At 50.4% G+C, this 14101-nt stretch carries 9 protein-coding genes; 3 read left to right on the top strand and 6 right to left on the bottom strand.

The window, feature by feature from the left end:
* Positions 1–606: 606 nt before the first annotated feature.
* A complete protein-coding gene (locus AB4124_RS07780; protein WP_441972174.1) occupies positions 607–5568 on the bottom strand; it encodes a pullulanase in 4962 nt (1653 codons plus the stop codon).
* Positions 5569–6006: 438 nt separating this feature from the next.
* Complete coding sequence (locus tag AB4124_RS07785; protein ID WP_430110226.1) at positions 6007–6480, bottom strand: hypothetical protein; 474 nt, start codon at positions 6478–6480, stop codon at positions 6007–6009.
* Positions 6481–6852: 372 nt separating this feature from the next.
* On the opposite strand from AB4124_RS07785, the gene AB4124_RS07790 reads away from it, so the two are divergent.
* On the top strand, positions 6853–8769 hold the full coding sequence (locus tag AB4124_RS07790; RefSeq protein ID WP_441972176.1) for a beta-N-acetylhexosaminidase: 1917 nt from the start codon (positions 6853–6855) through the stop codon (positions 8767–8769).
* Positions 8770–8884: 115 nt separating this feature from the next.
* On the opposite strand, the gene AB4124_RS07795 is transcribed toward AB4124_RS07790, so the two are convergent.
* Positions 8885–10204 (bottom strand): sulfatase-like hydrolase/transferase, encoded by a 1320-nt coding sequence (locus AB4124_RS07795; protein WP_441972178.1) that lies wholly within the window; start codon positions 10202–10204, stop codon positions 8885–8887.
* Positions 10205–10364: 160 nt separating this feature from the next.
* Between AB4124_RS07795 and AB4124_RS07800 the strand changes: the two genes are divergently transcribed.
* Entirely contained in the window at positions 10365–10796 is a 432-nt protein-coding gene (locus tag AB4124_RS07800; protein ID WP_441972179.1) for an AraC family ligand binding domain-containing protein, read from the top strand.
* Positions 10775–11212: a helix-turn-helix transcriptional regulator gene (locus tag AB4124_RS07805; RefSeq protein WP_441972181.1), complete on the top strand. Its 438-nt coding sequence runs from the start codon at positions 10775–10777 to the stop codon at positions 11210–11212. Before AB4124_RS07800 ends, AB4124_RS07805 begins: the two co-directional genes overlap by 22 nt.
* A 139-nt stretch (positions 11213–11351) precedes the next feature.
* Here AB4124_RS07805 and AB4124_RS07810 read toward each other — a convergent pair whose 3' ends face one another.
* The 3 genes from AB4124_RS07810 to rfbG all read right to left on the bottom strand — a co-directional run bounded on the left by AB4124_RS07810 (position 11352) and on the right by rfbG (position 14064).
* A complete protein-coding gene (locus AB4124_RS07810) occupies positions 11352–12338 on the bottom strand; it encodes a hypothetical protein (protein ID WP_441972183.1) in 987 nt (328 codons plus the stop codon).
* Positions 12338–12826 carry an RNA polymerase sigma factor gene (locus AB4124_RS07815; RefSeq protein WP_430137532.1) on the bottom strand — a complete coding sequence of 163 codons (489 nt, stop codon included), beginning with the start codon at positions 12824–12826 and terminating at the stop codon, positions 12338–12340. The genes AB4124_RS07810 and AB4124_RS07815 overlap by 1 nt, the downstream gene beginning before the upstream one ends.
* A 155-nt stretch (positions 12827–12981) precedes the next feature.
* Positions 12982–14064 (bottom strand): CDP-glucose 4,6-dehydratase, encoded by a 1083-nt coding sequence (rfbG, locus tag AB4124_RS07820; protein ID WP_441972185.1) that lies wholly within the window; start codon positions 14062–14064, stop codon positions 12982–12984.
* Positions 14065–14101: the final 37 nt, after the last annotated feature.

The following is a 14101-nucleotide window of genomic DNA, read 5'->3' on the forward strand; positions in this document are numbered from 1 at the left end:
ATTAACACCTCCCTTACTCCTATAGAGCGATGACTGATTCGACTTATAACCGCCTTTTTAAATATTCGTAAAACATAGGTAAATGAAGGATATAACACATACTACGTCTCAAATCGAAGTTAGATGCATTTTCCTCGCGCGATAGGCCTGCCGATTCACAATTCATTCCATTTGGTATCAGAACCTCACCTGGTCAAGATGACGTTCACATTTTCGTCCTGTGCCTTGAACGCAAGGTGTAGACGCAGAGAGTTGCTGGAAGAACAGGAGGTCGAGCTGAGGCAAGCTAGATCAGGGTAACTATAACAAAATCACATAAATAATCCAATGGCTCTGCGACAAAAGGCACAAAAAAAGTCCTTCAGGGATTGCCTGAAGACTTCTAAATTATAAGAGAATGACAGTCGAACCAACCAAGACCACTCATATAACTCTGCGTACTAGAGTCGACGGTAGGCTAGAGTTGCTACTTTCTATTTATAAGGCGGATGAGTAAGAAAAACGCAAATACTGTCGTATGACGGTAAAAAGAGCCTCTGGAATCATCCATCATCCAGGGCTCTTTTCCTGATTTAATCTTCTTGCTTAAGAATATCTGGTGCTACTTCAGAGTCGGTCCAGCAAATTCAACATAGCCTGGGCGCTTTCTGCCCGGGTGGTCATCGCTTTAGGCGTGAACGTGCCATTGGCATGCCCCTTCATCAAGCCAAGGGACAAGGCTTTATTCACCTCTTGGACTGCCCATGGAGAAATTTGCTGCTTATCTTTCAGATTTGGTGCTTCCGCCGAAGTGGTAGCATTCCCCTTGGCCCCGTATGCACGGTAAAGCATGACGGCCAGCTCCTCGCGGGTGATGGCCGCGTTCGGCGCGAAGGTGTCCTTGCCTCTGCCGCTCACCAGCCCGTGCTGGTAAGCCGCCGCAATCGCCGAAGCATACCATGCTTCGTCGTCCACATCCGTGAATGTCGTGCCTTCCGTGCTTTCTAGGCTCAGGGCACGGACGAGCATTGAGGCAAACTGCGCGCGTGTCAGCTGCTGATTCGGACTGAATATCGTATCACTGGTGCCATTCACAATTTGCTTGGCGGCAAGCTCTTTTACCGCTTGCTCCGCCCAATGGCCGGTAAGGTCTGCAAACGATTTGTCGTATTCCAATACAGCATACGTGCTGAATTGGCTTACTTCAGCCGTTAGCAGCCCGTTTACCAGCTTGCCGCCAGCATATTTCAGACGGCCTTGATCCGAGATATGGTAGATACCGGCTAACTTGCCATGAATGGTGCTGTCGACTGCAAACCCAATCGTTACGGGTGCTATAAAATGCTCCAGCTTATATTCCTTGCCGTCTTTCGTGCGGATCGAAAGATTTAAATCATATATCTTGCTGCCCTGCTTCAGTTTAGCCTTCTCGGAAGCAGCTGCTTTGGCTATAAGAGAGGCAGTCGTCTGCGATCCAACCTCTTCCAGCTTAAACGAGATAAGCGCATCCTTAGCCTGATCGGCCGGTACGAGCTGGCGCAGCGCTTTGAGCAGCGCGGATGGAAGCTGTATACTCACGCCATCCCGCTTCAGCGCAAGCGGCTTCGCTCCCAGGATGTCCCCTGCCGTCAGCGGCAAGAGAACCTCGATATCCTCGGCACCCAGCTGAATCGTCACTTTCTCTTGCTCGCCGCGCAGCGATTCTTCGTTAATGACCCGCTGACCCTGATTTGGCTTCGGTCCGGGATTGGTCGACGGATTGCCGACTGCTCCCCCGCCTCCGTTTCCGCTTCCACTTCCACTTCCAGGGTTACTTCCGTTGCCGCCGTCATCGATCTTAGCATTCATTTTAATCACAACGGCCGTTAGTGGCTCTAGCGCAATCGAGCCGGAGGTTAACGTAAATCCGGACTTCTCCTTAACGCCGGTCGTGCCCGCTTCGTTGTTATCGACCAGCACCTCACCGGAGGTCAGATCCTCGCTAAGCGTAAGCGATCTCGACTGGTTATCAGCATTTACGAACACATAATAAGTGCCGGTTCCATCCGTAGCTTTATTTTTATACGCAATAACCAGATCCTGCGCTTTCACTTCGGGAATCTGCAGCAGCGTCACATTCGAATTCACCATGGACTGATCGCCCAGGCGGAAAGCGTTAGACGATTTTCTTAACTCGATCAACCCGGTCGTATATTCCCTCGTCTTGTTGTTCTCCGGATATTTAGCTTCATCCGTAGCCTTCTCCCAATCAAACATGTTGATGGCATCGGAAGAATCGTAGGAGTCGTGGATGAAATAACCGAAACGGTTCCCCGCCTCGTCCTCTAATTCGTGATATTTTTGCTCGGGTACACCCTGACCCAGCCATTGCTTGGTCCGCCCGTATTCCTGTCCTGCATGGAGGAAAGCCGTTCCTTGCGAAGTCAAAGTAATCAGGTTGCCCAGACGAATGCGTTTATGAATCTCCAGATCATTCGCTGCTATCGAAGGATCCTTCTTGATAGATTGTGCAATGATGTCGTACAGCGGCAGATTGTCATGGGCTTCAATGTATTGAACGATGTCGCCCGGGTCATCTTCCTTCGTGTTGCTCGGCTGCGCCTTGATATTGTTAAAAATCGTTTGGATGTCGCGTGCGCCGCCCGTAATAAATCGAGGCTCGCCTTCGTTGCCAAAACCGGATTTCAGCTCGTTGCGGAACTCATCCGAGAAGACACCGACGTCGTCCGTCTTATCCATCCAGTTCTGGTCTGCGCCCTTACCTGCCAGAGAAGGATCCGACAGATGTCCGCCGAATGTGACCCAGCCCTCGCCGATAAACAGGGCGTTCGGGTTAATGGCGGTCGCGGCATCATAGGCGTTCTGCACGGCTTCATACGTGGCGTCGCCCATCATGTCCCAGCGCATACCGTCGATTTTGTATTCGTCAAACCAGTATTTCACGGAGTCCACCATCAGCTTCTCGGCCATCTTGTGGTTGGTTGCCAAGTTGTTGCCGAAGCCTCCGATGAAATTGCCGTTGGCGTCCTGGAAGGCGTAATAGTTCGGCACGATATCATTCAAGAATTCTGCCTTGGCCATATGTGTGTACACCACGTCCAGCACGACGCCCATCTCCGCCTCGTGGATGGCGTTAATCATCGCCTTCAGTTCTTTGATACGAAGCTCGGGATCCGTAGGATCCTCGGAGTAAGCACCATCAGGGGAGAAATAACTGTGTGGATCATACCCCCAGTTGTACTCATTGTCTTTTGCTGAATATTCCAGCTCCCTGTTCTTCATGGCGGCTTCGTCCCCGTAATACCAAGCCATCACGGGCAGTAGCTGAACATGGGTAACGCCCAAGGACTTGATGTATTCAAGCTTCTCTTTGAACGCATCGTAGGAGCCCCAAGTGGCGTTATGAAGGTCGTTCTCGATCATTGGATCCGAGGTGAAATCCCGGACGTGAATCTCCCAGATGATGGCGTCTTCCCGCTGCTCATAACCAGGAATGTCCGCAAAACCGAAACCGGCGGGATCCGTTTGGCTGAAGTCGACGATAGCCGCTTTGCCGACGGTATCGCCGTCCGGCCCTGCTTCACCCTTGGTGTTCACTCTGAACTGCGCCATCGATTTGGCATATGGATCAAGCACGGTTTTCGTCACGCCGTTGTTGGTCACTTCGTATTGATAAAAGTATCCTCTAAAATCCGGGATTCCGAGATCCCCCGGTTTCAGTTGAACCGACCAGACCCCTTTATCGCCTTTTTGCAGGGTTACATTGCCGATCAACTCCGTTGCATCATCCTTGCTGTACACATTCGCGGTGACCTCGGCTGCCGTCGGTGCCCACAGCTTGAGCTCGGCTCCTCCAGCCTGATAGGTCGCCCCGAGATCATCGCCGTCGTAAGCGTACATTTCATCCAGCATTCTCCATCCGGTCGAGGCCGATACGGTTTTTCCGGCGTAGGTTACCTTAAGCGGAGTTTGATCCAACTGGAATAATGCCGACACTTCGATGGTAGTGTTTCCGACAATCTTCACGTCTTGAATGCTAACCGTATGGTCGTCCTTATCTTTAATCTGCAGCTCATTCTTCAGCGTATCCGCTTCCAAGCCATCGGTCATCGTAAATCCGAGCTGGAGCTTTCCAGGAGCCAATACCTCTGCCGAGACTAACCCCGTAGGCACCTCTCCATGCGGAGATGTGTAGACGGTATTGTCGCCTTCTTTAATGAACAGATGCTGGTATCGGTCTACCAAGGTAAAACCCTTGTCGCCGCCGTCTTTCCCGGCATCTCCCTTGGACGGATCCAGCACGAGGAAACTAATCTTCTGGGCCCCCGGCTTCATCGGTACGTCCACGTAAGCACCGTAACGGTCGGTTTGGCCTGGAGGGAACATGGTGGCTCCTGTCGGCCAGTCTTTCGAAGGCGCAGCGACATCATCACCCCATATCCACAAACCGTACGGATCGTAGTTCTGATCCTGCCGTTGATAGTGGATACGCACGGTATCTGCCGGCAGGTCAACAGGCTCAAAGCTATATACCGTATCGGAGCCTTCTTTGAGCCATACTTCGTTCATGTCCGGCGAGGCTAAGGCAAATTTTTTGTCGCCGCCGTCTTTGTTGCCGCTGACACGGTCGACAACAACGATGCCAACTTTTTGGGCACCTTCCTTCAACGGAATGTCGACGAAGGCACCGTAGCTGTCCTGCTGACCACTAGGGAATGGCGTTGCCCCTGTCGGCCAGTTGGTGGACGGAGCTGCAACGTCATCAAAAACCCACAGCCCGATGCTGCCGTAATTCGCGTCTGCCCTGTTGTAATGGACGCGCAGATGATTAGCGGGAACCGGCGTTCCCGGATCTGCAGGCACCGTGAAATGAGCGGCAACACCATGATCGTTCGCATTGTAGCTGAACGTAACCTTCACGTCTTGCGGCAGTTGAAGCCTTTCCCGATTAGCGGGGTAAACCGGACTTGCCGCATCGCTGCCCAAAGCGATTTGATACTCATGATCCCCTTCGTACACATCGGCCGTCACCGTGTATACATGGTCATAATCGGAATCCTGCATGATCAAGCGCGCATCCGCAGGCGACCAGTCGGCCGTTTCACCAATACCCGACTGGAAGCTGCCGATCACTCTTGGAAGCTTATCCGGTTCGATCGGAGCGTAGTATGTAGAATCGGCGATCCGGTGGCTCTCGTGATTATAGTAAAAAGTGACCTCCGTATCCAGATCCAGCTTAATTACAATATTCTCACCCTGACTAACCCCATTAGGATTCGTATAATTAGTAAATCCGTAATCCTCGTCCCACTTGCCATCGATCGCAATCTTGTATTCGTACGATCCTGCAGACAAGTTCCCGGTAAACCTGTATTCTCCGTTCCCCATATCGTGCATCGTTGTCGCGGCGGCAGTCGGATCCCAATCCGAGCTATGGCCTAATTCGGATTGCAGAGTCCCCACCAGCGTAACCTGGCTTGGCGTGTTATTGGCATTAGCCGGTGATGGCGGAACACCAAGCATGGAGAAAATCAACGAGAAAATCATGATGATGGACCACGTTCGTTTGCTTGAAACAGTCATTCCCATGAACAAATAGCCTCCTTCTGTTCTTGAATTAGGTGCAGTTGATACGATGTTGATGCCAATCATTGCGCAAACGCTTGCATAAACAGGTTTGATCTTCCATCAAGTAAAGTACGACAGTTACTGACAATGGTTAGAGAATATGTTCGAAATATAGAATGAAACAATTTAGGTGAAAGCGATTACAATGGAAACGTTTGCATTCTTTATTGTAGTATCGAGGTTCCTTGCCGTCAACCACATTTTGGCCTGTTTTCAAGAACTATTTTCCGGCTCAAGCGGGACTCTCTCCAGTTAGGGCCATCCAAGAACGACCCGATTTATTATCTCTGTCAGAGGAACCGGATACATGCTGCGCTCCTATATTTCCGAAAATCAAAAAAAAACCAATACCTCGCCAAATTCCCAAAGAATCAGCGTAGTACAGGCTTCTCAACATAATTAATAAATGGACACCGTATCCGATGGAAGTGAAATGGTGGAGACTTCATCCCATGTACTCACTTCCTCAATTTCTTTGATTGTCAACTTAGCAAAAAAACTGTATCCTCCGAAACCATCCTTGTCCGTTACAGCCTCCTTAAACGCAGAGAACTTCGTTTTTAAAAAGTTTTGTTTCGATATGTTCAGATCATATCTAAGCATAATACTTACTTCGATCTGTTCTTCTGTTTTATTCAGTTTGTAGTCGTCCATAAGCGTTTGCAGTGGTTCAAGGATTACTGCACCTTTCACGGTTCGGTCTCCCTCCATTTTTTGTTTCTCTCTTTCGATCTTGGCTGCAGGGCAGATTTTTTGGGCCTTCACTGTTTTGACAGCAGATGCCTTCAATTCTGCTTCTTTAGCTGAGGCCACTGAAGGAATAAATAAGAGAAAGGCAATTGAGGAAATGATTACTTTTCTTCGTGTCTTCATCAAATTCCCACCTTATCATTTTTGATTTACAATACTTTCCTATTCAGACGTGGATTGCCCAGTAAATGTTTCGTTGTAACATCACTTTTTCCAGAATTCATGTCACATATCATCATTATTACTATTTTTGTTTTGAACCGGGATGATATCTTTTTCATACATACCCCCCATGTGTAATATCTTTGTTAGCATGCATACTTTGTTATCCAATGTTCTCGCATAAGCGAGAAATATAGCGTTTCTAGTAAGATGAATTGGAAGGATACTTTCGCAAACTAATGATTGATTTCCCGCAACGATTCCCATAACATTAAACATTATAATGATATAATGTTTAATGTTCATAAAATCATGGATGCAGGGGGATTTCATATGAAATTTCGTTTTGAGGGCGCTGTTACGGATGTCATGCCAGGTATTCAGCTGCTGCTGGATGAGCTTGGCGTAGGGCTTGCGGAGGACGGAGTCCCCGTTCAGATAGACTTGTCGGAGGGCGACCTGGAGGTCGGCAGGGACCGGACTCACGCTTATATTCGTTACGGAAGGAAGCATCAATTTTTCCGAGGACTGGGCCTGCTGGTTCAACATAGCCGCAAAAGCGATTCGTTCCACCTACAGGAACGTCAGCAATTTGATCAGATCGGCCCGATGTTCGACCTGTCCCGCAACGCCGTGCTGACCGTGGACAGCTTCAAGCTCATGCTAAACAAGATGGCCCTGATGGGAATGAACAGCGTGATGTTATACCTGGAGGATACCTACCAGATCGAAGGCGAGCCTTATTTCGGTTATATGCGCGGGCGCTATACGCAGGCGGAGCTGAAAGAGATAGACGATTATGCCAATGAATTCGGCATCGAGGCTTTTCCGAGCATCCAGACCTTGGCGCACCTGGAGGAGTTTCTGAAGTGGGAGCCTATCAAGCATTACCGTGATACGAAGGGGGCCCTGTTCGTCGGCAGCGAGCAGACCGATTCCCTGATTGAACGAATGATCGAGGCTGCCAGCGCTCCGTTCCGCAGCAGCAAGATTCATATCGGGATGGACGAAGCGGAGGAGCTTGGACGGGGAAAATATTTGGATCACAACGGTTATGTGAGCCGTTTCGACATTATGATCGCCCATCTGGACAAGGTTCTGGCTGCGGTCCGCAAGCGCGGCCTGAAGCCGATGATGTGGAGCGATATGTTTCTGAAGCTCGCTTCCGGCGGAGGCGGCGATGCGGCATATTACGATAAGGACACCTCGATTCCGGAGGATATGGCCCGCCGCATCCCGAAGGATGTGGACATGGTGTACTGGGACTATACCCACATGGAGCCGGAGGACTATGAGAAGCTGATCGCCAATCACCGTCCGCTGGGCTGCAACCTCGTGTTTGCAGGCGCTGTCTGGATTTTCAACACCTTCGGCGTCAACTACGGTTTGTCCCTGAACGCTTCGGATGTTGCGCTTCAAGTGTGCAAGCAGGAGGGAATCCGCGAGGTATACGCCACGATGTGGGGTGATGACGGCAACGAAGGAAATCCGTTCGCGGCGCTGCTCGGTCTGCAGCTCTATGCCGAGCATGCCTACTCGGAACAGAAGCCTTCACTGGCTCTGTTGGCGGAACGGGTGAAATTCTGTACGGGCATCGATATGGACATGTTCTTCCTGCTGAAGGATCTGGACGAAATCCCCGGCCAGGAGCCGAACAACGCCAAGCAGAGCAACCCGTCGAAATTTTTGCTGTATCAGGACGTGCTCCTCGGGATGTTCGACAAACAGATCGAAGGTCTGGATCTCTCGAACCACTATGCCGAGCTGGAGCAAAACCTGCGTGTGAAGCGCGATAGCAGCGCCGAGCTGGACTATCTGTTCGAGATGCCGGAGAAGCTGAGCGCCGTCCTTAAACGCAAGAGCGAGATTGGCATTCTGCTGAAGAAAGCCTATGATGCCAAGGACACCGATACCTTAAGACATATGGCCAAGGTCGTGCTCCCTGCCATTTCCAGAGCCGTTCAAGAGCTGCGCATTGCCCACCGCACGCAGTGGCACCGGATGTTTAAGCCCTTCGGCTGGGAAGTCATCGACATCCGCTATGGCGGCGTCATCACTCGCCTGGATACCGCATCGTTCCGCATTTTGGAATACGTTGAGGGACGGACGGCAAGCATTGAAGAGCTTGAGCAGGAACGGCTGGTGTTCAGCACGACCAACCGCGACAACCACAAAGGGGTCGGCTGGTGCAGTCATTATTACCGCATGGCTTCGCCGAACGTGTTCTACCATGTGCTGAATCCTTTTTAAGGGACCCAGCTACCGGAATCTGCTGATACCTGTCACCAACCGATATGAATAAGCCCCGTTGCCGGGGCTTTTTTGCATAATCGCTAAGGCTTATATGATTCGCTCTAATCCACGCTTATGATCCGTTACTTTGCACTTCCTCGTACCAAGCTCGCACGTCCCGGCTAAGCCGTTCCACAATCTCGGGGTAACGGTCCGCCAGGTTGGAGCGCTCCCCGGGATCCTTGGACAGATCGGACAGATGAACTTGATCGGGAACCACGCGGTCGAAATCGAGTTTCCCGTTCAGCACCAGCTTCCAATTCCCTTCCCGGACAGCCAGTTGGCCTTGATACTCCCAGAACAATTGCTTATGCGGCGACGGCTCGCCCATTCGCAGCATCCCCTTCAGGCTGCTTCCATCCAGTGCAACGCCTTGAAGCGGTCCCGCCGCCGGATCGACGCCCGCCAGATCCAGAAAGGTCGGTACGATGTCCATCATGGCCGCCACCTCATCGCGTACTTGTCCGCCCTCCAATCCGTTCAGCCAGCTTAGTATGGCAGGTTCGCGGATTCCGCCCTCAAACAGACTTGCTTTATGCCCGCGAAAGATCCCCGCGCTCCCGCCGTAATAAATGTCTTCCGTCCCGTCCAGCCAGTTCCGGCTCTCGGAGGACGGTCCGTTATCGCTGGAGAAGAAGATGACCGTATCCTCATAACAACCCACTTCCTTCAGCGCCTTCACGATCTCCCCGACGCCGTCATCCACCGCTGCAATCATGGCGGCCATGACCTGCCGATCCCAAGGCAAATGCGCAAACCGGTTCATGTATTCCTGTGGTGCATGCATCGGATAATGCGGCGCATTGTATGACGTAAACAAGAAGAACGGAGCCTTCTGCTCCCGAGACCGCTTAATGAAATCAACGGATCGTTCCGTAATCAGTTCGGTCATATACCGGCCGTTCTCCCAAACCTCCGTTTCGTTTTCCCATAGATCATGAAGGGGATTGACGCCATGGGCTTGGCCCCAATAAAAGATGTGCGAGTAAAAATCGACGCAGCCCGCCTTAAATCCGAAAAACTCATCAAACCCATGCGCGTTCGGACTGGTTGCCTCTGACAGACCCAGATGCCATTTTCCATACAATGCCGTTCTGTAGCCGGCGGGTTTAAGCGCCTTCGCCAACGTTACCTCGGCGGCAGGCAGGCCATGCGAGCCGCGCTTCGCCCCCAGGATTTCACCGACTCCCGCTCTGACTGGATACTTGCCTGTCAATAAAGAGGCTCGTGACGGAGAGCAGACCGGAGAGTTGGAATACCAATTCGTAAAACGAATACCCTCATCAGCCAATCCGTCCAGGTGCGGGGTTTTCACGGTTTCCGAACCGTAACACCCAAGGTCCCCATACCCTAGATCATCGCAATATACGACGATAAAATTCGGTTGTTTCATATCTTAATTCACCTCTACTATGTTCGACTTGTTCCTCATCATCGTACCTTTTGACAGGCCCACAAGGAATGCTCAATCCTTGCAATCGTTATACAATATGTTGCATAGTAGCAACAACAAGAAAAATGATCAGGAACAGCTGGCAGGAGGAGGCGTAACAGTGAACCCAAGACTATCCAGAGAAGAATACTTTAACAATCCGGTTCCATTTGAGACAAAAATGGGATTGTGGATATACAAATCCGGTACGCACCCCTTTTTCACCGAAAAAGTCGGTCCCCGGTCCGTCGGATTTTATAGTATACATTTCGTTGCAAGCGGCAAGGTGAAATTCGGATGGGACGGCAGCAGCGTCTCCCTCTCGGAAGGCGACTTGTTCTGCCTCTTCCCCGGCTCGGTCTATACCTATGTCAAGGACTGCGAGCAGCCGTCTACCACGATCACCTGGACGGCTTTTATGGGCGAGTTGATGCCATCCATATTGAAGCATGTCGATTTATGTCCGGAGCGGCCCTATCGACAAACGCCTTCGGGGACGATACCCTGGCGATCATCAAGGAGATTCAGAGATTGCTCCGGCAGCCCCAGCTAGACCACAGTCTTCAGCTGATGTCATTGGGATTCCAATTGATCCACAGCATCAATTCGAACCGGCACCAATCTCCTTCTTCTGCTGCATCCGACTGGCTCGAATCCATCCCCGGGTATATGCAGCTTCACTGTACCGAGAACCTGTCCGTGGAGGAGCTTGCCGCGTGGGCCGGCGTGCATCGCAGTCACTTTACCCGCGCGTTTACCCGCCGATACGGCATCTCTCCGTCCCGCTACATGCAGCAGTTGATCATGGAGAAAGCGACCCGCCTATTATCCGCCGAGGGCATCAGCATCACGCAGACCGCTTTATCCCTGGGCTATTCGGATTTGTTCACGTTTTCCCGCGCCTTTACCCGGTATTTCGGAATGACGCCGAGTGCATTCGTGAAAGCGAACCGCCCATCATCGACTTAACGCGAATAGCAAGGGACCGCCATGCGATAAAGGGGGCGCCATTAGTGACCCTACATCAATGATTAGAGGCCATCCGATTAGGGATAGCCTCTAGTTTTTTACATTACCTTTTTTTCGTTGCTATAAACGGTAGGACGACCTACTCCTCCATCAGCTTCCACAGCGTGGTGAACGCCTCGTCCTCCAATTGAAAGAACACAGGCGCGTTGGCATATCGCACATATTGGCCGCCTTTAAACAATCTTAACTGGACCTCCGTCCCGTCCTGCAACTGGATATATAGAAACTTCTGCTCGCCCGACCCGGTCTCGTAGATCCCTTGCTCAAACAAAGGTTCGGCCGCTACCGGCTTCGCCTCGTATAATGCCTCGACGAAAGCTTGCACCGCCGCATCACCGGAAAGCTCGTGTTGCTTATTCTCGCCCATGTTCCAGCTGTCGAAATCCTGCCATTTGACAGACGTCATGTTCCCCATCAGATTCAGTTTGCCTATGATATCCTCGCCCTTGGCCACCGTAATCCCATTTAGATGCTCATACAATTCAGCATAGACTTCTCCGTCGTGCTCCATGTAGGACATGATTCTAAAATCGGCGTCATATCCCTTAACCGAGAAAATGTCCATTTCGCCGATTGTCGAAGCAAGCTCCGTGTAATCTTCGGAGGAGCTCCATTCCGTAATCCCCGATTTCGACCGACCGAGCTTGTCGCCCCGCAGCTGCTTGGCAATTTCCGGCGTGATTTGCGTACCTGTTTGGGTGTAAATATTGCCCTGGTATACAACCAAACCGATCATGTCGGCTTTGACGTTGCTCTCACCCGGAAGCTCGATTTTAGGGATGGTTACCGGGTCATGACCGGCCTGGGCGGTCGGCGGGGTATGCTCTCCAGTCCCTTGTTTAGCAACCGGGATATCGCTAACCGCTGGCTCGTTCTCAAGATTCAATACCAGCGAAGCCACCACCACCAGCCCCAGCATGATGGCCGCGCTAACGCCTACCATACCCCATCGATTCCTTCTTGTCGTCTGATACTGATTTTGTTTCATTCCTTTCATCAGGCGCTCCTCCAATCCTTTATCAGGTTCTATTCGATCTATCAATGTTTTGTAGTCATTCCGATTCATCAATCGTCCTCTCCTTCCAAGTCCATGCGCAGCAGCTTCCTGCCGCGCTGAAGACGCATCTTGACCGCAGACTCATTAATCTGCAAGATCCCGGCGATTTCCTTAACGGAATAATCCTCGTAATAAAACAGATGGATCACCGACTTATACTTGAACGGCAAACTCATGACGTTATCCATCAGGGTTCGTTCTGTCGGCTCCACAAAATAATCATTCATATGCTCCATTTTGGTTACCCGCTTGCGCCACAGGCTTCCTTGCATGTTCTTGCAATGGTTCGTAATCACTCGAATGAGCCAAGCTTTCTTATGCTCCTGGTCCCTGAAGTCAGGCGATTTATATATCAGCTTCATAAACGTCTCCTGAATAGCTTCTTCTACATCCTGTTTGTTTCCCAGGTACACCATTGCTATTTTAAAAAGCATGTCGCCGTATAATTCATAGGTTTCCGTAATATCTCCGCCCGGCCGGAGCGAATCGATCTGCATCGCCTTTAGACCTCCTTTTACCCTTAACACAGTTATGGACGCGAATCGGTCACATTTTGTTTACGGATTTTTTCGGATTATAAAAGGGCTACCCCTAGGGGTAGCCCTTTTAGCTCATTGAGTGTTTTTAAAAGCCATCTATAAAGTCCTAAAGTCTAGGATAAACCCTCACGCTCATATTCAGCAATCTGACGCTTACACAGTTCTCTTACATCTTTACCTTGCAAATATTCCTCAAACCATTGGATGGTGACATCCAATGCCTGTTCCAATGTCCACCTTGGGTTCCAATTGAGCTCGTGTGATGCTTTTGAACAGTCCAACTTAAGCATATTTGCTTCATGTTTAGAATTCAGATTAACCACCTGATAGCCAGGATGCTGATGCGGCCACTTGCTTAACATTTGAGTGACAATCCATTGAACAGACCTGGCATCACGATCCTGAGGTCCAAAATTCCATGCCTGCGCATACTCCTGACCCTCCAAATACAGTTGTTGGCAAAGCAACAGATATCCAGACAACGGTTCAAGTACATGCTGCCAAGGTCGAACCGCTTCGGGATTCCGTATTTTGATGAGCTCTCCGTTCGCCAATGCTTTCATTAAGTCAGGAATCAACCGATCTTCAGCCCAGTCGCCTCCTCCTATTACATTGCCGGCTCTTGCAGTGGCCACTTTGACCACTGATGATTCAAAAAAAGAGCTGCGGTACGCTGAGGTTATAAGCTCTGAGCATGCTTTACTGCTGGAATATGGATCATAACCTCCCAGCGGCTCATTCTCACGATACCCCCAATGCCACTCCTGATTCTCATAACACTTATCTGTTGTCACATTGAGAATAACGCGTAACGAACTGCAAGTACGTGCGGCTTCCATTACATTTACAGTACCCATAACATTCGTTTGATAGGTTAGGACAGGGTCTTCATAAGATTTCCGGACTAGAGGCTGCGCGGCCATGTGAATAATGATTTCCGGATTTGCATCTTGCATGGTGTCCCTTAGTATTTCCAAATTAGTCACGTTACCAATTACTGAATCTACTAGAACTTCCTCAACATTTCCCAACTCAAACAAAGACGGAGTGGTTGGGGCTGATAGCGAGTACCCCGTTACCTTGGCTCCCATACTATGAAGCCAAATGCTGAGCCAGCTCCCTTTAAAGCCTGTATGTCCTGTAAGGAATACCTTTTTGCCCGACCAGAAACTATGCTCCACCATACCTGAATTCATTATATAGACACTCCTGATTTGAATTTATGTGCTGAAT

It is taken from the genome of Paenibacillus sp. 2KB_20 (assembly GCF_052115765.1).
In the GTDB taxonomy this organism is placed as follows: Bacteria; Bacillota; Bacilli; order Paenibacillales; family Paenibacillaceae; genus Paenibacillus_AQ.

Excerpts from the sequence above, each read along its gene's own strand:
- AB4124_RS07780 (WP_441972174.1), bottom strand. The coding sequence starts at position 5,568 with ATGGGAATGACTGTTTCAAGCAAACGAACGTGGTCCATCATCATGATT.
- AB4124_RS07785 (WP_430110226.1), bottom strand. The coding sequence starts at position 6,480 with ATGAAGACACGAAGAAAAGTAATCATTTCCTCAATTGCCTTTCTCTTA.
- AB4124_RS07790 (WP_441972176.1), top strand. The coding sequence starts at position 6,853 with ATGAAATTTCGTTTTGAGGGCGCTGTTACGGATGTCATGCCAGGTATT.
- AB4124_RS07795 (WP_441972178.1), bottom strand. The coding sequence starts at position 10,204 with ATGAAACAACCGAATTTTATCGTCGTATATTGCGATGATCTAGGGTAT.
- AB4124_RS07810 (WP_441972183.1), bottom strand. The coding sequence starts at position 12,338 with ATGAATCGGAATGACTACAAAACATTGATAGATCGAATAGAACCTGAT.
- AB4124_RS07815 (WP_430137532.1), bottom strand. The coding sequence starts at position 12,826 with ATGCAGATCGATTCGCTCCGGCCGGGCGGAGATATTACGGAAACCTAT.
- rfbG (WP_441972185.1), bottom strand. The coding sequence starts at position 14,064 with ATGAATTCAGGTATGGTGGAGCATAGTTTCTGGTCGGGCAAAAAGGTA.